Origin of the sequence: Vibrio sp. 10N.222.55.C7 (genome assembly GCF_041473335.1) — a bacterium.
GTDB lineage: Bacteria > Pseudomonadota > Gammaproteobacteria > Enterobacterales > Vibrionaceae > Vibrio > Vibrio crassostreae_C.
In genome coordinates this window covers 1-22,203 of the sequence record NZ_JBFRSC010000031.1, presented here as the reverse complement: position 1 = coordinate 22,203, position 22,203 = coordinate 1, and the positions used below count along the sequence as shown (strand labels likewise).

The window sequence follows — 22,203 nt, the reverse complement described above, 5'->3', positions numbered from 1 at the left end:
TTAATTATGGTACGTGGCTAACGTCACTATAGCGAATTACTGCTTTTTACCGCCAACTTGTACGTAGTCGATACCGATAATACGGTTGATGATACCCAGAACAGAGCTCGTATCAGAGTTTGTTGAGCGAATCGTATCAACCGTTGCACCTTCAGGTACTAATTCCATTGCGCGGTCTTGAGTGTTACCTGGCACTTGGAAACCGACAATGTTGAAGCTCTCTGCGTGCGCTGTGTACACTTCTTCGTTGTGGCTGATACCAGAACAACCCGCTAGAGAAACAATGCCTAAAACAACTAATAACTTTTTCATAAAAATACCTTAAGAATGATTGGAACCTAGATGGCAAGGCACAAAGGCAGTGGCATGATTATCTAGATTTAATAAGTTCATGGGAGACAGCATCTCCCGACCGATGTTGAACATTATTCCAGAGGTGTTTTGTCGTTACTGTATGGGTTTGTCAGCTGAATCATTACATAGCTGAATGGTTATGGTGAATACTGCACCCTTTAAGGCTTGGCTCTGACCCACTTCCACAGTTGCGTTATGTTGAGCACAGATCTTCTCGACGATAGATAACCCTAACCCATGGCCGCTCTTAGCTTTATTACGTGCTTTGTCGCCAACATAAAAGGGATCGAACAGATGTGCTCGGTGCTCCTCTGCAACGCCATCACCATCGTCATGTACCGCAATTTTCAGTTGTTCTTGGTGCACGCTTGCTTCTATCGACACTTGCGAGCGTGCGAACTTCATTGCGTTACGCACGAGGTTATCTAGTGCTCGGTTGAGTAGTGTTTCATCCGCAAGTATTGAGCTAGGTTGCGCTGGTAGTGAAAGGTCGATGTTGAGTTGAGTGTCTTTACTCCAACGCGTCATTGCGTGGTCGAGAAAGTCTCGAATCTCTAATGGCTTTTTTAAGTTTTCTAGGTCAGTGCTATCGAGTTTGGCGTAATACAATAGTTCATCGACCATCTTTTCCATCTCTTCCGTGTCTTCGACAATACTCTCAATCGTGCTTTCTTGCTCTGCGTTTAGCTGGGTGTCTTTCAACATTTCAGCTTGCCACTGAATACGGAATATTGGCGTGCGCAGTTCATGAGCGACAGCATTAGTGAGTGAGCGATTACTTTCTACCAAGCGATGAATTCGGTCGGCCATTAGGTTGAAGGATTTGTTCAGTGAACCAATCGCAATACCACTTGAAGTCTCGGCTCGTGTCGAGAGATCGCCCTCCGCAAAACGCAGAGTGGCAGCCTCAAGCTTTTTAACTCGGCGGAAGATAATAAATAGATGACATAACCCATATAAGATAAAGCTCGCTAAAAAGAACAACCAAATGAGGTCATCCTCCAACTCTATTTTTTGCCTAACGAACGCTTCACTGTTGGGGAGGTAGTGATAGGTATTGTCACTGCTTGCTAAGCGAAACCATAGGTCCCGTTCATCATCGTGAAAAACAAAGGTATTCGGATTCGTGCTGAAGAACTCTGAAACGGGGCTGGGTATTTCATCGTCTGGGCTGAATGTAACCAATTTATTTCGTGTGGTTTCTACAAACTGGTTTATCGCTTGATGAGCCGCTTCAAGGCCTTGATTTTTAGCGATGTTCTCGATCAATTGCTGGTGGGCAGCCGCTTCGTAATCTTCCAGTACGTATTCGTAGTCGGTATTGAGCTGATAGACGCTAATCTCGTAGGCGACAAGGCCGGCCATAAAGCAAACTAACAGCCCTATTAAGGACTCCAAAAAGATACGTCGCATAATCGCTCTCTTTTATTACGCTCGTATTGAGCGAGGTTAACGCCAGGCGGTCGAAACAAATAAGTAACCCTTCCCGCGAATGGTCTGAATTTTCTCTGCTGGTGTGTGGTCGTCGCCCAAAATCTTTCTTAGACGTACAACCTTGTTGTCAATCGTCCGGTCTATTCCGTCGTACTCAATCCCGCGCAATGTTTGCGTCAAGTAGTCACGAGATAACGGCGTGTCTGGGTTGCTTGTCAATAACCAAAGTAGGTCAAACTCGCTGTCAGTGAGTGATAAAACCGCACCTGAAAGTTCACACTTCTTATAAGTGTTTTTCAGAACGAGTTGATCGAACTGAAGGGTGTCTGAGTCATCGACTGAAGCGGTATTGGTGTCTTGGCGGCGTAATAGCGAACGAACTCTGGCCAGCAGAACTCTTGGTTTGATTGGCTTGGTGACATAGTCATCAGCCCCTGTCTCTAAACCAGCGACGTGGTCAAAGTCGTCATCGCTAGCAGTGAGCATCAAGATTTTACCTTTATAGTGCGTACGCGTCTGTCGGCAGATTGTAAGTCCATCAGTTACAGGAAGCATCAAATCCAGCAGTACGATGTCAGGTTGCTCCGTGAGGATGGTGTGTGCGGCATCACTGCCATCGTCCAACACCGTGACATCAAAATCTTGCGCGACGAAGTAGTCCTGCAACATTTTCTGAAGTTTCAAATCGTCTTCCACGATGATCATTTTAGGTTTTGTCATTCCATTATCAGCCTTGTCGTGCGTTTCACTTATTGAGATTAGGTGAGCGAGTCTTCGTCGTGATGAACCATTACGATTATACGCTATTGCATATAAGTTCAGATGCTTCGCCAAATACCTAAAGCGAATGATTAAACACTTTATAAGTTAGTTCAATGATGAATTGGCATTTATAGGAAAATAAAAAACATCGTTCAAATAGGCTCGACATTCTCATACATTTCCAAGACAGATAAATTCAGCGCTAAACAATAGAATTTTCTCATCAAACATTTTGGGAATAACGGTATGAACGACTATAGAAATGCATTACTGGCGTTACCTTTGATTCTGTTAGCGGGCTGTAATTCAAGCTCTAACTCAGGTAAAGCTGCCACCAAAGTGCAAGCAAAACCTCAAGCGGATTACGTATTTTCATCAGCGAAACTGGGTGAGTTGTATAAAGAGCGACAAGAGGTCCAAGAATCCATAAAACTTGATTACAACGGTGTGCAGTATGAAATCGTTCTGTTTGCGGAAGATATTAGTGATAAGCAAAAAGTGGTTAGGCTTGCGGATAGTTTAGGTCAAAGTGTGGATCTGTACCTCCCTGATGCAGGATTTGATAGCTGCGGTATCTACACAGAGAGCAAGGGTTTGGACGTGTTTGATTGTGGTGCGGCTCAACGCTCAATCGGCAATGACACCACGTTAATTAACACGACGACGAATACTCATAAGCCCGTCGAGCTTGAGTATCACAATGAACTGGTTCAATACGTGACTAGCCTTGGGTCTACCATTCTGAGTAACACTAAAAGTGGGAACAAGGTAACGATAACCACCTCGTTTGCTTTCAACGCTTTTTACCGTGATGTGCTCAACGAGACTGGCGCTGTTGATCGCATTACTTCCACTCTAGGCGCATCAACCTATTCTCAGCTTTTTGATATCGTGAAATTGTATCAAGGCAGTGAGATGACGTTGAAGTTTACCAACCATATTGGTGGAAGTGCCGACGATGATATCAATATGTACACCGGTCGCATGATCCACAGTAACAACATGACGACGATCGTAACGCCTACGGGGTCGGTGTTCTCTGGCGGCACGGATCTTTTCGCTGCGGGTAACCCACGAGTTTTGCAACGAGCAGATACCACTAAAGCCATTGAGCTTAATAAGCAGGTTGGTGTGCACAGTTGGGCTGAGGATGATAAAACAGCCAAAGACTTCCCATACACGAACGAAAGCCATCGCAAGCAAGCGACCTACTTTAAAAAGGTAATGGGAGACAAAGGAATCGACTTCTATATCTTCACGTTGGATTCTGCTCCGGCTTCTGGCGAACACTGGGTGACTAAGGCTGAGTCAGATAAATACGGTTTCATCACACGCATTGAGTAGCTTAGGCTTGCAATAACATTAGAAACGACTGAGAAGGTTGGTGATGACGCTGTTGTCGCCAACCTTTTTTGTTCATTTTTTGATTCGTTACCTGTGTTGATTGTGGATTTCCTTGTCTTAAATTTCAGTATGAAAATTCCTTGATACTTCCTTTCCACTCCCTCCCCAAAAAGTTTCTACAAGGACTCTCACTGATTGATTCTTGAACTTTCTAAGCAAAAACATTTGACCAATAACTATCACACCTCAAATCTTCAATTGTTTTCGTTAGTGCTCTAAATGATATTTAAGCTGTTGTTCCATAATGATTTTTGTTGTTTTGAATGCTGTATTGTTATGAGTTTGTTTTAAATAATCATTTGAACCCTAACTAAATTTCTGTCATTTTATATTTAACTGAACGTTCAATATAAAATAAAAGGACTGAGAAATGCCGAAGGTTGGGATGCCTGATATACGTAAACCACAGCTTGTTCAAGCCACCATGACGGTGATTGATCGAGTGGGTTTGCATGCCGCGAGTATTGCGTTGATCAGCAAAGAAGCGGGAGTCTCCACTGGCATTATTAATCACTATTTTGGCGGGAAGCATGGGCTGCTCGAAGAGACCATGCGTGAAATCCTTCGCCAACTTTCCAATACCATCACGACTTCACTAAAAGCGCTTCCTGTTGATGCTCACCAACAGAGAATTAACGCGATCATCGATGGTAACTTCGAAGGTTACCAAGCTGAAAATAAGGTCGCGAAGGCGTGGTTGGCATTTTGGTCATATTCAATGCATGACGAGCAGCTGAAAAGACTGCAGCGTGTGAATGAAAAACGTTTGATTTCACACTTACGTCTTGAGTTGAAAGGTATTTTGAATCATGAACAAGCGGATCTCGTTGCTCACGGGATTGCGTCTCTGATTGATGGTTTGTGGCTGAGAGGCACACTAAACCCAGATGGTATCGATGCTCAAAAGGCGCGAGCCATCATCAATGATTATCTAGATAAACAACTTACGTTCTACTCGTGCAGTACCAAATAGAACGCAGTGTTAGAACTAGAACAGCACTAGAACGACCAATACTTACACCCAAAATTCAAACTAGACCAGTAGAGTCTAATAACAATAATTAAGTCAGAATCTCAAATGGAAATGAACTCGTTATACATCGATGGCGCAGCGGTTAAAGCAACCTCTGGTGAAACCTTTGATAGCATTAACCCTGCCAACGGTGAACCTATCGCGACGTTAGGCCAAGCATCTTCAGCGGATGTCGACAGTGCTATTGAATCTGCGAAGCGCGGATTTGCGGTATGGTCAGCAATGACCGCTGTGGAACGCAGCCGTATTCTTTTGAAGGCAGTGGAAATACTTAGAGCTCGAAATAATGACCTTGCAAACCTTGAGGTTGTTGATACGGGCAAGCCGCTGCAAGAAGCGATTGAAGTAGATGTGGCGTCTGGCGCTGATGTTATTGAATACTTTGCTGGCTTGGCACCAACGCTACAAGGCGACCAACAACCGCTGAGTGAATCTCAATTTTTCTACACTCGCCGCGAACCGCTAGGCATTTGTGCGGGCATTGGTGCGTGGAACTACCCCATTCAAATCGCGATGTGGAAATCAGCTCCGGCATTGGCCGCGGGTAACGCGATGATTTTCAAGCCTTCAGAAGAAACGCCGCTCACAGCGCTCAAGCTTGCTGAGATCTTTACCGAAGCTGGTCTTCCTGATGGCGTGTTCAACGTGGTTCAGGGCGATTACCGTGTTGGTCAGATGCTAACGGCGCACCCAGACATCGCGAAAGTGTCGTTCACGGGCGAAACCGGTACCGGTAAAGCGGTAATGTCAGATAGCGCTAAAACGCTGAAATCGGTCACCATGGAACTTGGCGGAAAGTCACCAATGATCGTGTTTGATGATGCGAAATTGGATGATGCGGTTTCCGCTTCGATGGTGGCTAACTTCTACACCCAAGGCGAAGTGTGTACCAACGGTACTCGCGTTTATGTACACGAAAACATCTACAACGCATTCATCGACCAACTTAAAACACGCACTGAGAAGCTGATCATTGGTAACCCAATGGACATGGAGACTCAGATCGGCGCGTTGATTTCTAAAGAACACCTTTCAAAAGTCCTTGAAGCCATTGAGCTAGCTAAGCAGTCGGGTGCAACCTTGCTGACGGGCGGCTATCAAGTGACGGACAACGGCCTCGAAAACGGCAACTTTGTTATCCCAACCGTGTTTGTGGATTGCGAAGACAACATGCCTCACGTTCAACAAGAGATCTTCGGCCCTGTGATGTCAGTGTTGAAGTTTACCGACGAAGACGACGTGATTCGCCGCGCTAACGACACCAAATATGGCCTTGCGGCTGGTGTGTTCACGCAAAACCTATCTCGTGCGCACCGTGTTATTCATCAAATGCAGGCAGGTATTTGTTGGGTGAACACGTGGGGTGACTCACCAGCAGAAATGCCTGTTGGTGGTTACAAGCTTTCAGGTATTGGCCGTGAAAATGGACCAGAAACCCTACTTCACTATACGCAGACTAAGAGCATTCTTATTGAACTTGGCGACTACGCCAGTCCTTATGCCTAACGCGTAACACTCAATTTTATGGGTTAGCTTAACAGAGCTAGCCCTACTGACTCATCTCAGGGAAATCAAAACATGGAACAACGCTACGATTATATTATCGTCGGCGCGGGTTCGGCCGGCTGTGTGTTAGCGGATAGGCTAACGGAAAGCGGTGAACATAGCGTTTTATTACTGGAAGCTGGTGGCACGGATAAGAGTATTTTTATCCAAATGCCAACCGCGCTTTCTTACCCAATGAATACTGAAAAGTACGCTTGGCAATTTGAAACAGAGAAAGAACCGGGCCTTGATGGACGTGAACTGCACTGCCCACGTGGCAAAGTGTTAGGCGGCAGCTCATCGATCAACGGCATGGTTTATGTTCGTGGCCACGCGTGTGATTTTGACCAATGGGAAGAAGAGGGTGCAGCGGGTTGGAACTATCAAGCATGCTTGCCTTACTTCCGCCGCGCTGAATCATGGAACAAAGGCGGTGATGAATACCGTGGTGACAATGGCCCTGTCGGCACTTGTAATGGTAACGATATGGAGCTTAACCCGCTTTACCAAGCATTCATCGATGCAGGTAAAGACGCTGGTTACCCAGAAACCAACGATTACAACGGCTACCAGCAAGAAGGCTTCGGCACTATGCATATGACGGTAGACAAGGGTGTTAGAGCCTCAACCTCTAACGCTTATCTACGCCGTGCATTGAAGCGTTCAAACCTGACCTTGAAGAAAGGCATCGTGGCGCGTCGTTTCTTACTTGAAGCACAAGACTCAGAAGGCCAATCAGGCCTTAAAGCCGTTGGTGTCGAGTTTGAAAAGTCAGGCAATACCCAGGTGGCTGTGGCGAACAAAGAAGTGATCTCTTCTGCGGGTTCTATCGGTTCTGTTCAACTGCTGCAGCTTTCTGGTATCGGCCCGAAAGCGGTGCTTGAAAAGGCCGGCGTTGAGCTGAAACACGAACTCAGTGGCGTCGGTGAAAACCTACAAGATCACTTAGAAGTCTACTTCCAATACCACTGTAACGAACCTATCACGCTCAACAGCAAGCTTGGCTTGGTCAGCAAGGGCATGATTGGCGCGGAATGGATTCTGACTCGCAAAGGCCTTGGTGCCACTAACCACTTTGAATCGTGCGCGTTCATTCGTTCTCGCAAAGGATTGAAGTGGCCGAATATTCAATATCACTTCCTGCCAGCCGCGATGCGTTACGACGGACAAGCGGCCTTTGATGGTCACGGTTTCCAAGTACACGTTGGGCCTAATAAGCCAGAAAGTCGCGGTACGGTCGCGATCACTTCCGCTGATCCGCATGCCAAGCCAGAGATCATTTTCAACTACATCTCGACAGAGCAAGATCGCCAAGATTGGCGTGATTGTATTCGTCTGACGCGCGAGATTTTGTCGCAACCTGCGATGGATGTGTATCGAGGCGAAGAGATTCAGCCGGGTCTAAGTGTTACTTCTGATGAAGCAATCGACGAATGGGTTAAGCAGAACGTGGAAAGTGCGTATCACCCTTCATGTGGATGCAAAATGGGCGCTGATGATGATCCAATGGCAGTGCTTGATGAAGAGTGTCGTGTTCGCGGCATTGATAATCTGCGTGTTGTCGACTCATCTGTTTTCCCTGTTATTCCAAACGGCAACCTGAACGCCCCGACCATCATGGTGGCTGAGCGTGCTTCCGATTTGATTTTGGGTAAGCCAATGCTCAAAGCGCAGGACGTTCCAGTGTGGATTGCACCTGAATGGCAAGAGAAGCAAAGAATCAATAAACCAGTAAGAGAAGTGTAAGTCGCTGTTATTGAGATAAAAATAATAAAAAGTAACAACCAAAATTAGTCAAAAGTCAGCAAAACTGCCCTGATTAGTATGAGTTAGGGCAGAAAAAGGAAAGATAAAAAGGAATCATTATGACGACTCAACATAAACAAACCGCTACAAAAAAGGCGCTTGTAACGCTAGCAATCAGTTCATTCGCGTTCAGTGCTTATGCCAATGCTGCAGTAGAACCGCAGCAATGTGAAAACGTTCGCTTCGCTGATGTAGGCTGGACTGACATTACCGCAACAACCGCCGTTACTTCTGAACTATTAAAAGGTCTTGGTTACAAAACCAAAACCGATCTACTTTCAGTACCGGTGACTTACTCTTCAATGGCGAACGGCGATATTGACGTATTCCTAGGCAACTGGATGCCAACCATGGAAGGCGATATTGCTAAGTACCGTGAAGAGGGCACGGTTGAAACCGTTCGTGCCAACCTTGAAGGCGCAAAATACACACTAGCCGTACCAAAATACGTGTACGACTCAGGTGTAAAAAGCTTCGCAGACCTAGCAAAACATGCCGACAAATTCAAAGACCGCATCTACGGCATCGAACCGGGCAACGACGGTAACCGCCTAATCCAATCAATGATTGATTCTGACGCGTTTGGCTTGAAAGATTTCAGCTTAGTGGAATCAAGCGAAGCGGGCATGGTGTCTCAAGTATCTCGTGCAGCACGCCGTAGCCAATGGATTGTTTACCTTGGTTGGGCTCCGCACCCGATGAACAGCAATGTTGAGATGGAATACCTTTCAGGCGGTGACGACTTCTTCGGCCCTAACTACGGTGGCGCGAATGTTTACACCAACGTTCGTTCAAACTACCTGTCTGAGTGTGCAAACGTCGGTCAACTTCTACAAAACCTAGAATTCACTCTTGAGATGGAAAACCAGTTAATGGAAGAGATTCTTAACCAAAAAGTGAAGCCAGAAAAAGCGGCTCAACAATGGTTGAACAACAACCCTCAACAAGTTGAAGCTTGGTTAGACAACGTAAAAACGCATAAAGGTGAATCAGCGACTCAAGCCGTTACTGAATACCTAAAGCAAGTTAAAGCTTAGTTCTACCTATCTCAACAGCTACATAAATAATAAAGGTGGGCTTGCCAATTTATCGATTGGTTTGAAGTAGCCCACCCATAATAAAAGGCAATATTGTGAATTTTATTACGGAAAACAAAATCCCTGTCGGACAATGGATGGAAGCGGGTGTTGATTGGCTAACAATCAATGCAGCAGGATTCTTTGACGCTATTTCGATTTTTCTAGAAACCGTCATTATGTTTTTAGTCGACGTATTTAAGTGGATGCCGCCTGCTCTGCCAATCGTGATTACTGCTGCGATTGCATGGTACTTACACCGAAAACCTTCGCTAGTGATCTTTGTGGTCGCGGCACTGCTGACTATTCTTAACCTCGGCTACTGGCAAGAAATGCTGGAAACCTTTGTTCTCGTCTTTGCGGCGACAACGATTTCCGTATTAATTGGCGTACCGGTTGGCATCATGGCTGCTCACCGTCCTTGGCTCTATACAGTTTTGCGTCCAATTCTCGATTTAATGCAGACCGTCCCAACGTTTGTGTATCTGATTCCAACTCTGGTTCTATTCGGCTTGGGCATCGTTCCTGGCTTAATCTCGACCATTATTTTCGCGATAGCTGCACCGATTCGTTTGACCTACTTAGGGGTAACGAAAGTCCCTGAAGAGCTGATTGAAGCGGGTAAAGCCTTTGGTGCAAGTCGCATGAAGTTACTGCTCAAAGTTGAATTACCTGCCGCTCTGCCAAGCATCATGGCGGGTGTCACCCAATGTATTATGTTGTCGCTTTCGATGGTGGTTATCGCCGCTCTTGTTGGTGCTGACGGGCTTGGTAAACCGGTTGTTCGTGCATTGAACACAGTGAACATCTCACAAGGTTTTGAAGCCGGATTAGCGATTGTTTTAGTCGCAATCATCCTTGACCGCTTGTGCAAAACACCAAACCAGAAGGAAGCTTAATCATGTCTATCTCTCAGGAACAAAAGGCAATGGACGCGATTACCATTAAAAACCTTGATGTTGTGTTTGGTAACAAAGCCAATCAAGCGCTGGAACTACTCGATCAAGGTAAAACTCGCCAAGAGATCATCGATGAAACAGGTCAAGTTGTCGGCGTAGACAATGTGTCGCTGACCGTTGAAGAAGGCGAGATCTGTGTATTGATGGGTTTGTCTGGTTCTGGTAAATCATCTTTGCTTCGCGCAGTTAACGGTTTGAATGAGATCAGCCGTGGTTCACTAACAATCAAAGACGGTGATCAACAAGTCGATTTAGCGCAATGTGATGAAGCGACTCTGCGTCATCTTCGTACTCACCGTGTATCCATGGTTTTCCAAAAGTTTGCTTTGATGCCATGGCTTAACGTATTAGACAACGTGGCGTTTGGTCTTGAGATGCAGGGCGTAGCGAAAGATGTTCGTCGTGCAAAAGCGCGTGAACAACTAGAAATGGTCGGCCTAGCCGAATGGGAAACCAAATTCCCGCATGAGCTTTCTGGCGGCATGCAGCAGCGTGTTGGTTTGGCGCGTGCTTTTGCAATGGATACCGACATTCTATTGATGGATGAACCGTTCTCGGCGCTTGACCCATTGATTCGTGCTCAACTGCAAGATGAACTGATCACGCTGCAAAACAAACTCAACAAAACGATTCTGTTCGTGAGTCACGACCTAGATGAAGCACTGAAAATTGGTAACAACATAGCGATCATGGAGTCAGGTAAACTGATTCAACACGGTAAGCCTGAAGAGATCGTACTGACGCCAAAAACAGAATACGTAAAAGACTTCGTTGCTCACACCAATCCATTGAATGTGCTTAAAGGTCGCTCTTTAATGCAGCCTCTTGATTTACTGACGCAAGAGAATGAAAGCTGGAAGATCTGCGATTCTAAAGATCTCTGGATTGAACAGAATGAAGGTGCTTTATCAGTAAAAGGTGAATCTGCTTTGGCGCTTGTCGAGTGGAGTGAATCTGACGACTTAACTGCGATCAACGAGTCGAGTGTAGTTGTGGCAAGCCCGGAAATTGGCATGCGTGATGCGATTAAACTGAAACAGCTAAGTAATCACCCGATTTTGCTGGTGGAAGACAATCAATTGGTCGGTATTCTGGATAACAGCGAGTTTTACAACGCACTAACGGGTAATTTTCAGATGAATACAGCCGCGTAAAATTTCGTTTTCCAGCTTGGCGATTAGGGCTGGTTTTTTATTAGGTGGAGAGGGTTAAGTCTCTCTACCTCTATGATTATTAAAATATATTATTCTTTTAACTTGTATTCTCTGACTCGTTATTTTTGCCTTCATTGAAGCTTTCATTTCCCCTTCATTAAGTAAAAGTGCCGTACCACGCAAGTTTAGTGGTATAGAAAAGATTGAGAATAGTATGAACATCAGTACAATGCGGAAAAATCAATGAAGTAATTTATCAATTTACAGTGTAATTCGAGCTCGCCTGACGTAAATAATCAGGACATATCATCGCTTCGACGCTGTAAAACCATTCACAGTATATTAGTACAAAGGTCTGCATCTTGGACAAACATGACGAAATCCTGGTCGCTATTCGCCAAATTATTCGCGCTATCGATTTACACTCGAAAAAGCTGAGTAAAGAGTATGGTTTGACTGGCCCTCAATTAATCTTAATGAGAGCAATCCAAGAAATGGGTAATGTGACGATCAAAGAATTGTCTAATCACACCAATGTAAGCCAAGCCACCACAACCACGATCATCGATCGCTTGGAACTGAACGGCTATGTACAACGTGTTCGCAGCTCGTCAGATCGCCGCAAAGTACATGCAAATCTGACTGAAAAAGGTCAAGAGTTGCTAAACAATGCGCCACCACCGCTGCAAGATAACTTCGTTAAAAAATTCCAAAACCTAGAGCCGTGGGAGCAAAGCTTACTGCTTTCTTCAATGCAGCGAGTATCATCAATGATGAACGCAGAAGACATCGACGCCGCTCCAGTACTTCAACTTGAAGGCATTGCAAACGTAGCCAAGAGCTAACGTCAGTTTTAAATTGTTTATTTAGAACAACAACTTAGATAACTATCAAATGGTCGCATTAAGCGGCCATTTTTGATCCTGCCATTTAAAATCTCTATTTGCCTTGCGTGTTAGTTACGCCTTCTTATTTTAAATTCCCCTGACTTTTTGCCCCGTTTGTAGCCGCCTTATTGGATTGTCATCAAAACTCCATTGACGATTCTCTGACAATAAAACTCTAGACCGACCGGTCTGTTGTGTATTATTGTGTGTTCATCTTAACCACGAGGTGATGTATGAAACACGAATTGACGCCAACACAAATGACTATGAAGTTGAACAGCATGCAGGGAGCTTTTGCACAGAAACCGATGCCAGCGATATCGGAGAGAATTGAGCAGCTACTCGCACTTAAATCTGCGCTTATCGATTACACAGATCGTTTGTGTGTAGCCGTGAGTGAGGACTATGGTCACCGTAGCCGACAAGACACTTTGATGGCTGACATATTGCCTTGTATCGGAAATATTGATCACAGCATTGAGTGTTTGCCTCATTGGTCGACATCTTCAATTCGTCATTCCGGTCCATTACTTTCAACCTCTCGTGTGGAGGTGGTTTATCAACCCAAAGGCGTTGTCGGGATTATTGCTCCGTGGAATTTCCCGATCATGTTATCCGTCGGCCCGCTTATTTCTGCTCTGGCTGCTGGCAATCGCGCCATGATCAAGATGAGCGAATTTACCCCAGCGACGAACCAAGTATTAACAGCGCTATTGGCGGAAGTATTCCATGCCGATGAGGTGTGCTTGGTTGAAGGTGAGGTAGAAATCTCAGCCGCATTTTCGGCGTTGCCGTTTGATCATCTTTTGTTTACGGGTTCAACCCAAGTGGGTCGCCAAGTGATGAAGTCAGCGGCTGACACGCTAACTCCAGTCACGCTAGAGCTGGGTGGAAAGTCGCCGGTTATCGTGGCAGAAGACATGCCGATAGATATTGCGGTAGAGCGAACCATTTATGGCAAGAGCCTAAACAACGGCCAAGTATGTGTCGCTCCAGATTACGTGCTACTCCCTGAAGATAAGCTTGAAGCCTTCATTCTTGAGTATAAAAAACAGTACCAATTCTTGTTTGATGAAGGGATCTACTCTGAGAGTTTAACCTCGCTCATTAACCCTCGCCAATGTGATCGTATTGTTGGTTTATTGAATGAAGAGCAGGAAGCTGGGACACGAATCGTTGCTTGCCATGACGAAGCGATGGACCTAGATACTCATCGATTGGTGACACATTTGATCGTTGAACCAAGCCTGTCATCCAAAGTGATGAACGAAGAAATTTTCGGCCCATTATTACCTTTGATTACGTATCGCAATGTTGAAGAGGCGTTCCAAGTCATCAATAGCAAACCAAGGCCGTTAGCACTCTACCTGATGAGCTTTGATTTGAGTTTACAGGCTCAGGTTAAGCACCAAGTTCACTCCGGTGGCATGTGTATTAATGACTGTGTGTTCCATTTAGCGGTTGATGATGCGCCGTTTGGTGGCATTGGTGAATCAGGTCAGGGCAACTATCACGGTAAAGAAGGTTTCCTGACTTTCTCCCACGCCAAAACAGTCTTGGAAACGGGTTTAGATCATCGAGTTAAACATCTGTTTTCAAAAGAAGACAACGAATTAAAAACAGCAGTGATGGGCATGCTTGGCCAGTAAATCACTGTTGGTATGACACTGTTTATTTTTCAAAAAGTTATTTTCACGAAATTATTTTAAGAGGTTACTTTTATGTTAGAACGTTTTTTTGAACGTACGATCAAATCGTATTTGATGATTACCGGTTTCTTAACAGCGACGGCTTTTTCCACTTTCCTAGCGCCAGATTGGAGTATGCAGACGCTGTTCTCGTACAACGATACCATGATGGAAAACAAAGAGTACTTGCTGGGGACTTATCAACACTGGGGTGTGATGGTTGGCTGTATTGGTGTGTTGTTGATGTTCTCGGCGAAGTACAAATCGCTGCGCACCTCGACGATGATTTACAGCGCATTTGAGAAGTCGATGTTTGTTGGCATCTTCTTATACAACGTGTGTATCAACGATTATGAGTGGTTCTATGGCTGGAGCGGCGTGTTTGCGCTCGATGGTTTTGTGACCGTTTATTCTTTGGTTTATCTGTACTACTACCTCACTAGAGATAAGAGTAAGGTCCCAGCTCACCTTCGTTAATCGTTAACCGTTTGTGACTTACTCAGGGTGAGTCAATAACACTTCTATAATGATCAATAGCTTACTTATGATTACAGCCCGCATTTTCGGGCTTTTTTCGTTTTGGGGCAATGATCCATAAAGATCTTAATTGACATATCTTTGACATTTACACTCTAGACCGACCGGTTTGTTTTGGTTATTGTTTAGTCATCAACTAGAAATGAGGTAAACACCATGACAACCAATAATTTTAACTTTCAACTTAAAACCATTGTTCATGCTCAAGAGAACGGCATTGAAAATATCCCTTCTCTGTTTGGTCGCTTAGGTGCGCAAAGAGTCGTGCTCTTTTCTGATAAAGGTTTGGAGTCTCTTGGCTTTGTTGAGCAGTTCTCGGCGTTGTTTGTAAACCAGAGTGCGAATCAGGAAGCGAACCAACAAGCGGTTCAGCTTGTTGGCGTGTACACCGATATCGCGCCAGACGCGACTTGCGACAACATCAACGCAGCCATTGAGTTTGCAAACAGCGTCAATGCTGATGCGATCTTGTCTGTTGGCGGCGGCAGCGTGACTGATGCTTCTAAAGGTGTGAAATACGCATTTCATAAGAAGATAGATGACATTCGCACCGTAATTGCAGGTGGTGGTCATATGGATGTGTGGCCAAACAATGAAGATATTCGAGTGCCCCACATTGCTGTTCCGACAACGGCTGGTACGGGCGCAGAAGCCTCTCCGATTGCTGTTTTTTACAACGAACATGAAAACATTAAGGCAAGCCTAGTCGCATCGGGATTGGAAGCTGATATCGCGATTCTTGATCCAACGGTGACCACTAAGCTGCCAGCTCACCTGACTCGTTCTACCGCCATGGATGCACTAACACACGCTGTTGAAGCAATTGTCTCGCCAATGAGTAATGCATTCACCGACGCTTACGGGATTCAGGCGGCAAAACTGATTGTTGAAAACTTACCCTTGGCACTTAAAGAGCCAGAGAACCTAACAGCGCGCGGCAATCTTCTTCAAGCAAGTACCATGGCGATCTCTGCTTTCTATTCGTCTTTGGGCGGCATTCCGATTCATAACTGTGCTCACGCCTTTGGTGCGATTAGCCACATTCCACATGGCGATGCCAACACGGTGCTGATGCCGGTTGTGATTGAAGCGCTGCCGGAATTTTATATGCCGAATGCGGCGAAGTTAGCTCAAGCTTTCTCTGTCGACACGACGGGAACCGATGAGATGATTTACCAACGAGTTTTGGATTTTTTAAACAACTTCCAAACGAGTGTTGGTGCGATGAAGCGTTTCAGCAGCTGGGAGTTTGATGAGCAAGAGAAGAGCAACATTGCAGAAGCGATTGAAAAAGACATCTGCTTTCAGTTCTACCCTATCTCGAAACAGACGATTGAAACCATCATTGAGAAAGCGATTTAAGTCTCTGTCTTAATCGACTGAATCTTATGACCATTTAGTTCAGTCCCTGATTCACTTACAACTATTACTCGAGAGCCAATTATGAAAATTGAAAACGTATTGCTATCAAGCTTGTGCATCATCGCGCCATTCCTACTTTTCACCTAATTCATTCGACAGGGACGTTGTGACCTTTATTCCCGAGGAGGAAATAAATGATCAATAAACGTTTAACTACCGTGATTCTGACTGGTGTTTTGGCTGCTCTGTTTTTTGCCAAAGCAAGCGTTGGAAGCGAAAGCTCTAAGAACGCAGCCACCATGGATCAATCGCAGCAGTATCAAGATGTCGTGCAATTGTTGGATGAGGCTTACCAAGGGCAATTGGATGCCCAGCTCTCTGTCGCTTACTTATATCTGAGCGGAGAGGGCGTAGAACAGAATGATGAAAAAGCCGCGGAGTGGTTCGTCACCGCAGCCAACAACGGTAGCCCTGAAGCTCAAACGCAGCTTGGGTTGATGTATATCTCTGGAAGTGGCGTTCAAGCCAGCCAAGCGGAAGCTGTCACCTGGATCGGCATGGCAGCAGCTCAAGAGTATGACCCTGCGCTCGACTTATTACATTGGATGTCGCAAGCCGCGCACTAATTCAAATCCTAACTCAGGTTAATCACAGAAAGGTTAACCTCAGAAAAAGTTATTCGCAGAAAAGTTACTCGCAGAAAAGTTAATTACTGAAACAAGTTAATCACAGAAATTGGAGAACGTCTTATGCAGACATTCAAGAAATCTTTAGTCTTCACTGCAATGGCCGCGGCAAGCAGTGCTGCTCTTGCGGCTGAATCAGAAAAACCGAATATTGTTGTCATTGTTGGCGATGATGTGGGCTTTGCCGATACTCAGCCTTATGGCTCAGAAGCCAATACACCAAACCTAATGGCGCTGGCTGAAGAGGGGGTTAAGTTTACTAATTTTCACGCGTCACCAACTTCATCGGTAACGCGCTCTATGATGTTAACCGGAGCAAACAGCCACGAGGTTGGGTTAGGCACCTTCGACTATGCCGTGTATCCGGGCGCGATTGGTAAGCCGGGTTATGAAGGTTACCTCACCAAGAAAGGTGTTACGGTCGCCACGCTGCTTGAAGAGAGTGGCTATAACACTTACCTCTCTGGTAAATGGCACTTGGGGCACGACGATGGCTTCTTACCTGACGATCGAGGTTTTGGTGAGAGTTACGGTATCTTAGCGGGCGGCTCGAATCACTTTAACCGAGATATGATGTTCCCGGCCAAAAACGCTGCGACAGCGGATGCGTTGCAAAAAGGCGATATTCCCGGTGTTGAAGTTGAGCCAACTTACCGCAACGGTGAAGTGGTTGAGGATAATTACAAAGGCGAGTACTCAGACCAAGTTTACACCAACGAGATCATCAAGATGATCGACAGCAAGAAAGACGACGGCAAGCCTTTCTTTGCCTACGTCCCATTCACCGGTATTCATCTACCACTGCAAGCGCCTGAGTCTGCTTATCAAGATAAAGTCGATTACTACGTTGAACATGGTTGGGACTCGGTTCGAGAAGATCGTTTCCAACGCATGAAAGAGATGGGCGTGATTCCAAAAGACGCCGATATTTCAGGTCGTAACGCATTAAGCCGCCCTTGGGACTCGCTCTCTGAAAAAGAACAAAAGTGGCACGGCAAGAAAATGGCTGTCGCGATGGGCATGATGGAAATGCAGGACCAACAAGTCGGTCAGATAGTCGATTACCTGAAAGAAATCGGGGAATACGATAATACTTACATCATGTACCTAGCGGATAACGGCCCAGAAGCGGCGGATATTACCGGTGAAAATATCAGTGATTTGATCCGAACATGGACTGCTCATCATTTCGATAATTCGACTGAAAACTTGGGTAAGGCGAACTCCAGTGTGTCACTTGGTCCTGAGTGGGCAAGCGCTTCAACCGGTGGCCTATCTTGGTACAAAGCTTACACAGCAGAGGGCGGTATCCGTGTGCCATTTATCGTTAAGCCAGCCAAAGCGCTTTTAGACGGTGAAGATGCGTTGCAACCGGGAACTCAGACAGACGACTTATCCCAAGTGAAGGACATTGCAGCCACGATTCTTGAGATTGCAGAGGTCGATCATCCAGGAACCGAATATCAAGGTCGAGAAGTGGCGCCGATGAGTGGTGTGAGTTTGTTGCCTTACTTCAAAGGCGAAACGGCAGACGTGCACAGTGCCAACAATGTGATTCCATTTGAATTGTTTGGTAGCGGAATTCTGCTTAAAGGTGATCATAAGATCATCCGAATTTCTACGGGAATGGGCGGTGACAGTGAGTGGCACTTATACAACATCAAGAAAGATCCAGCTGAGCAACATGACTTGAGAAACCAAATGCCAGATCTGTTCCTTGAAATGGTCGCTGAATATCAAGAATACGAAAAAGCGCAAAATATCGTCCCGGTTGACGAAGCGTGGAACCCGTTTGAAAACGTGAAATAGAGGAAAAACCACTCGGCCAACCTAATGCCATCAAGCTTGGTTGGCCGATGAACACCGTGTAAAGGAATTACGAATTGTTTTAGCTAATACAATAACTTTTACATCGAGGCACTCTTCATGACGACATTATCGCTATCAAATTTGAGTTCAGTTCCGCAGTTCAATGGCAAAGCACACAGCAAACTTCAGGCGTTAGCAAAACCGATTGGGGCGGTGTGTAATATCAGTTGCACCTACTGTTATTATTTAGAAAAACAACAGCTGCTTGATTACCCAAAAGGCTCTCAATATACGATGGATGAAGTTCTGTTAGAGCGTTATATCAAGCAATATATAGAAGGGCAGAACACGCCTGAAATCATCTTTTCTTGGCATGGTGGAGAACCTACTTTGTTGGGGATTGAATATTTTCAAAAGGTGGTCGCACTGCAGAAAAAATATTGCCCTAGTCACAGCAAGATCAGCAATGACCTTCAAACCAACGGCACCTTACTGAATGATGCGTGGTGTGAGTTCTTCAAGAAGAATGACTTTATCATTGGTGTGAGTATTGATGGACCAGAGCACTTACATAATCACTACCGAACCAACCGTGCAGGCAAAGGCACTTTTTCTCAAACAATGCGTGGCATTCGCTACTTGAAGCAACATAACGTCGAGTTCGCGACTTTAAGCTGCGTGAATGATGTGACAGGAAAGTATCCATTAGAGGTCTATCGCTTTCTGCGTGATGAAGTGGGTTCGAAGCAATTGCAGTTTATTCCTGTGGTCGATAAGCGCGAAGCTCACACCAACAATAAATGGTTGAGCAACCAACAAGCGATCATTCCCGTATCAGGCGAGGTTGAAGCTTGGAGTGTCGATTCTGCGCAATGGGGACAATTCCTCACTACCATTTTTGACGAGTGGTTTGAGCACGATTTTGGTCGGGTATTAGTGCCGTACTTTGAAAATTTTGTCGGAGTATGGATGGGCAGAGAAAGCACCATGTGTATCTTGAGTGAGATCTGCGGAAAAGGGTTAGCGGTTGAGCCCAATGGCGATGTTTATTCATGTGACCATTATGTCTTTCCCGAATTTCAGCTGGGTAATATTCAGGAACAAGCACTTTCAACTTTAGCCTTTTCGCCAAAGCAGCAGCGTTTTGGGTTCGCCAAACAAAAGTCTCTGCCGAAACAATGCCAAGCCTGTGAGTTTAAATTTGCATGTCATGGCGAATGCCCCAAAAACCGTATCATCACAAGCCGAGATGGTGAAGCGGGGTTAAATTATCTCTGTGAAGGTTGGCTGAGCTTCTTCAAGCATGTCGACCCGGTTATTAAGGGTTTACTCAAAGCCAATAATATTGCGTCTCGTCTGGGGTAATGGAGTAGGCGTGAATGGATTCAATCAAGATTTAAAGTTAGATAAAAGGCTCACTAAATTGTGCGAGCCTTTTGGTATTTGGTATTTGGTATTTGGCTTCTGGTTACGGGGGTATTTAGTCAGCCGATTCTTGTGCCGAGATCATGGCAAGAATGGTCTCATCCATGGCATTGTTTAGAATCGAACGGTTGCGCTGCATAGCGGCCATAAGCGTTGAGCCTAGCCATAAGCCATAAAGCGTTCGAGATAGCGATTCTGGCTCTGCGATAGTGAAATCACCATCGGCATTACCTTCTTTAAACAGCTTTGCCATACGCAGGATGATCTTTTCTGCACCTTCTGCCATGGTCGATTGCAACGGGTTTTCAGAACCAGCTACTTCTCCCGCCAGTTTTACGACAAGACATTGGATATTGAAGTCTTCAGTCAGTTTCGACGCACACCAAAACTCGAAATAGGCTTTAACGCGGTCACGACGAGAAAGCGACTCATCACTTAAAAAGTCATCCAGCTTAGCGAGATGCTCATCAAAGTAGTTAGTAAGAAGGATCTCACCAAAGTGCTCTTTGGATTTAAAGTAGTGGTAAAAAGAACCCTTCGTGCCTTCCGCTTGGTTGATGATCTTCATCAGGCCAACACCAGCAAAACCGTGTTCATTAATAAGGCTAAACCCTGCATCGAGCATAGCTTGTCGCATGTCTTTCATTGTTCTTACTCTTTATGCTGAGAATGAGGAATAGTGTAACCAGCAACATACCAACCGTCCAGTCTAGCGCGTTAGGGCACGGTCAATAATTGACTCGTTTCGTCAAAGTGATTTTTCTCTTATTGGCACTTCTAAGCGACAAAACTTTTTTCAAGATAAGCAAATCCTATAAATCGAAAATAACAACCTTAAAGGGCTTGTTTGGTGTCTTAAAATGGCTAAATTAGGGTGTTTTAAGTTGCTGTTTTTGTTGGTTTTTAATTTGATGTTTTCTTAAGATCGCAATGGTAGTCTTAGCTTAATTTCTTTAGGGGGCTAAATGGACACCAATAACAGCACTTATCATCACCACAATTTTGCTCAGCAAGACTTATCAGAGCTTACATTTACAGCCTGTACGTTTATCCGTTGTGATTTCAGACGTTCGAACTTACGTGACGCAACGTTTATTAACTGTAAGTTTATTGAACAAGGCGATATTGAGGGATGCCACTTTGATATTGCCGACTTACGAGACGCAAGCTTCCAGAATTGTCAGTTGGCGATGGCGAACTTTAGTAACGCGAATTGCTATGGTATTGAGCTACGTGATTGCGACTTGAAAGGGGCGAACTTTACTCGTGCGAATTTTGCCAATCAGGTAAGCAATAGAATGTATTTTTGCTCAGCGTATATTACGGGCTGTAACCTGTCATATGCCAATTTTGAACAAGCTTGTTTAGAGAAGTGCGAGCTGTTTGAGAACCGTTGGATAGGCACTTACCTTGGCGGCGCGTCTCTGAAAGAGTCTGATCTAAGCCGAGGTGTGTTCTCGGAAGACGTATGGGGGCAATTCAGTATGCAAGGTGCCAATTTATGTCATGCTGAATTAGAAGGGTTAGACCCTCGCAAGGTAGACACATCGGGGATTAAAATCGTTGCTTGGCAGCAAGAGCAACTGCTTGAAACCATGGGTATTGTGGTAATGCCCGATTAATAGGGCTAGCGAAGCGAGTAAATGGTATAGAGAAGGCGGTTGTTTTGTTTTCCTAACCATTGATAGACTACAGGCTCGCGGCTGCACATGTTTATATTCAATTTAATCTAGAGAAAATTATGACTATAGAAAATGTGCTTCCTGAAGATTATGCAGAAATGCTTAAGGTTTGGGAGAATTCGGTCCGAGCAACTCATGACTTTATTACAGAAGAAGATATTGAGTTTTTTAAACCTATCATCATGGAACATGCGTTCCCTGCGGTTTCTTTGAAATGCGTTAAAAATGAAAGTGGTTCGATAGTTGGCTTCGTGGGTGTCCATGATGCAAAAGTCGAGATGCTTTTCGTTTTGAATGAAGTTCGAGGGCAAGGCGTAGGTACGGTGCTGTTGCAACATGCGATTGAGCAGTTAGCAGCCACCAAAGTTGACGTTAATGAGCAAAACCCACAAGCGGTAGGTTTCTATCAGCACATGGGGTTTAAAGTAGAATCACGCTCACCACTTGATGATATGGGAAAACCATTTCCAATTCTGCATATGACGCTGTAAGACTCGGTTGTCGTATCACTCGGTTGTAATCAACCACAGTCGCTAGAAGAAAAGCCCAAAGCTAATAACTTTGGGCTTTTCCGTATCTGAATGTCCCGTCCTGAAATGT

General features: G+C 45.1%; 20 protein-coding genes. 16 read left to right on the top strand and 4 right to left on the bottom strand.

Annotated elements, in window-relative coordinates; translation table 11 throughout:
• Nucleotides 1–36: 36 nt before the first annotated feature.
• The 3 genes from AB4482_RS11930 to AB4482_RS11920 all read right to left on the bottom strand — a co-directional run bounded on the left by AB4482_RS11930 (nt 37) and on the right by AB4482_RS11920 (nt 2,508).
• The gene (locus AB4482_RS11930) at nt 37–312 is read right to left on the bottom strand and encodes a hypothetical protein (RefSeq protein ID WP_017065177.1); all 276 of its coding nucleotides are present in this window, start codon (nt 310–312) and stop codon (nt 37–39) included.
• 135 nt (nt 313–447) lie between these two features.
• Nucleotides 448–1,767: a sensor histidine kinase gene (locus AB4482_RS11925; RefSeq protein WP_372181000.1), complete on the bottom strand. Its 1,320-nt coding sequence runs from the start codon at nt 1,765–1,767 to the stop codon at nt 448–450.
• Nucleotides 1,768–1,803: 36 nt separating this feature from the next.
• Nucleotides 1,804–2,508, bottom strand: coding sequence for a response regulator (locus AB4482_RS11920; RefSeq protein ID WP_372180998.1), 705 nt, complete (start codon nt 2,506–2,508; stop codon nt 1,804–1,806).
• Between the two features lie 288 nt (nt 2,509–2,796).
• Between AB4482_RS11920 and AB4482_RS11915 the strand changes: the two genes are divergently transcribed.
• The 14 genes from AB4482_RS11915 to AB4482_RS11850 all read left to right on the top strand — a co-directional run bounded on the left by AB4482_RS11915 (nt 2,797) and on the right by AB4482_RS11850 (nt 19,861).
• Nucleotides 2,797–3,894 carry an alpha/beta hydrolase gene (locus tag AB4482_RS11915; protein ID WP_102393797.1) on the top strand — a complete coding sequence of 366 codons (1,098 nt, stop codon included), beginning with the start codon at nt 2,797–2,799 and terminating at the stop codon, nt 3,892–3,894.
• Nucleotides 3,895–4,324: 430 nt separating this feature from the next.
• Nucleotides 4,325–4,927 (top strand): transcriptional regulator BetI, encoded by a 603-nt coding sequence (betI, locus tag AB4482_RS11910; protein WP_048610022.1) that lies wholly within the window; start codon nt 4,325–4,327, stop codon nt 4,925–4,927.
• A gap of 105 nt (nt 4,928–5,032) precedes the next feature.
• Nucleotides 5,033–6,493: a betaine-aldehyde dehydrogenase gene (gene betB / locus AB4482_RS11905; RefSeq protein WP_372180996.1), complete on the top strand. Its 1,461-nt coding sequence runs from the start codon at nt 5,033–5,035 to the stop codon at nt 6,491–6,493.
• 72 nt (nt 6,494–6,565) lie between these two features.
• On the top strand, nt 6,566–8,278 hold the full coding sequence (betA, locus tag AB4482_RS11900) for a choline dehydrogenase (protein WP_372180994.1): 1,713 nt from the start codon (nt 6,566–6,568) through the stop codon (nt 8,276–8,278).
• A 119-nt stretch (nt 8,279–8,397) separates the two neighbouring features.
• Nucleotides 8,398–9,375 (top strand): choline ABC transporter substrate-binding protein, encoded by a 978-nt coding sequence (locus AB4482_RS11895; RefSeq protein ID WP_050643493.1) that lies wholly within the window; start codon nt 8,398–8,400, stop codon nt 9,373–9,375.
• Nucleotides 9,376–9,470: 95 nt separating this feature from the next.
• Nucleotides 9,471–10,313 carry a choline ABC transporter permease subunit gene (gene choW / locus AB4482_RS11890; protein ID WP_102398299.1) on the top strand — a complete coding sequence of 281 codons (843 nt, stop codon included), beginning with the start codon at nt 9,471–9,473 and terminating at the stop codon, nt 10,311–10,313.
• Between the two features lie 2 nt (nt 10,314–10,315).
• Entirely contained in the window at nt 10,316–11,527 is a 1,212-nt protein-coding gene (gene choV, locus AB4482_RS11885) for a choline ABC transporter ATP-binding protein (protein WP_372180992.1), read from the top strand.
• Between the two features lie 362 nt (nt 11,528–11,889).
• Nucleotides 11,890–12,372 carry a MarR family winged helix-turn-helix transcriptional regulator gene (locus tag AB4482_RS11880; protein WP_017061075.1) on the top strand — a complete coding sequence of 161 codons (483 nt, stop codon included), beginning with the start codon at nt 11,890–11,892 and terminating at the stop codon, nt 12,370–12,372.
• Between the two features lie 275 nt (nt 12,373–12,647).
• Complete coding sequence (locus tag AB4482_RS11875) at nt 12,648–14,063, top strand: coniferyl aldehyde dehydrogenase (protein WP_372180990.1); 1,416 nt, start codon at nt 12,648–12,650, stop codon at nt 14,061–14,063.
• A gap of 72 nt (nt 14,064–14,135) precedes the next feature.
• The gene (locus tag AB4482_RS11870) at nt 14,136–14,579 is read left to right on the top strand and encodes a hypothetical protein (RefSeq protein WP_017070129.1); all 444 of its coding nucleotides are present in this window, start codon (nt 14,136–14,138) and stop codon (nt 14,577–14,579) included.
• 216 nt (nt 14,580–14,795) lie between these two features.
• Nucleotides 14,796–16,001, top strand: coding sequence for an iron-containing alcohol dehydrogenase (locus AB4482_RS11865; RefSeq protein ID WP_372180989.1), 1,206 nt, complete (start codon nt 14,796–14,798; stop codon nt 15,999–16,001).
• A 194-nt stretch (nt 16,002–16,195) separates the two neighbouring features.
• Complete coding sequence (locus AB4482_RS11860) at nt 16,196–16,627, top strand: tetratricopeptide repeat protein (RefSeq protein WP_372051352.1); 432 nt, start codon at nt 16,196–16,198, stop codon at nt 16,625–16,627.
• A gap of 123 nt (nt 16,628–16,750) precedes the next feature.
• The gene (locus tag AB4482_RS11855; protein WP_372180987.1) at nt 16,751–18,496 is read left to right on the top strand and encodes an arylsulfatase; all 1,746 of its coding nucleotides are present in this window, start codon (nt 16,751–16,753) and stop codon (nt 18,494–18,496) included.
• Between the two features lie 117 nt (nt 18,497–18,613).
• The gene (locus AB4482_RS11850; RefSeq protein WP_372180986.1) at nt 18,614–19,861 is read left to right on the top strand and encodes an anaerobic sulfatase maturase; all 1,248 of its coding nucleotides are present in this window, start codon (nt 18,614–18,616) and stop codon (nt 19,859–19,861) included.
• Between the two features lie 115 nt (nt 19,862–19,976).
• Here AB4482_RS11850 and AB4482_RS11845 read toward each other — a convergent pair whose 3' ends face one another.
• The gene (locus AB4482_RS11845) at nt 19,977–20,567 is read right to left on the bottom strand and encodes a TetR/AcrR family transcriptional regulator (RefSeq protein ID WP_372180984.1); all 591 of its coding nucleotides are present in this window, start codon (nt 20,565–20,567) and stop codon (nt 19,977–19,979) included.
• 319 nt (nt 20,568–20,886) lie between these two features.
• Between AB4482_RS11845 and AB4482_RS11840 the strand changes: the two genes are divergently transcribed.
• Both AB4482_RS11840 and AB4482_RS11835 read left to right on the top strand, forming a co-directional pair.
• Nucleotides 20,887–21,543 (top strand): QnrS family quinolone resistance pentapeptide repeat protein, encoded by a 657-nt coding sequence (locus AB4482_RS11840; protein ID WP_102491301.1) that lies wholly within the window; start codon nt 20,887–20,889, stop codon nt 21,541–21,543.
• Nucleotides 21,544–21,662: 119 nt separating this feature from the next.
• Nucleotides 21,663–22,094, top strand: a complete 432-nt coding sequence (locus AB4482_RS11835; RefSeq protein ID WP_017065189.1) for a GNAT family N-acetyltransferase — start codon at nt 21,663–21,665, stop codon at nt 22,092–22,094.
• Nucleotides 22,095–22,203 lie beyond the last annotated feature (109 nt).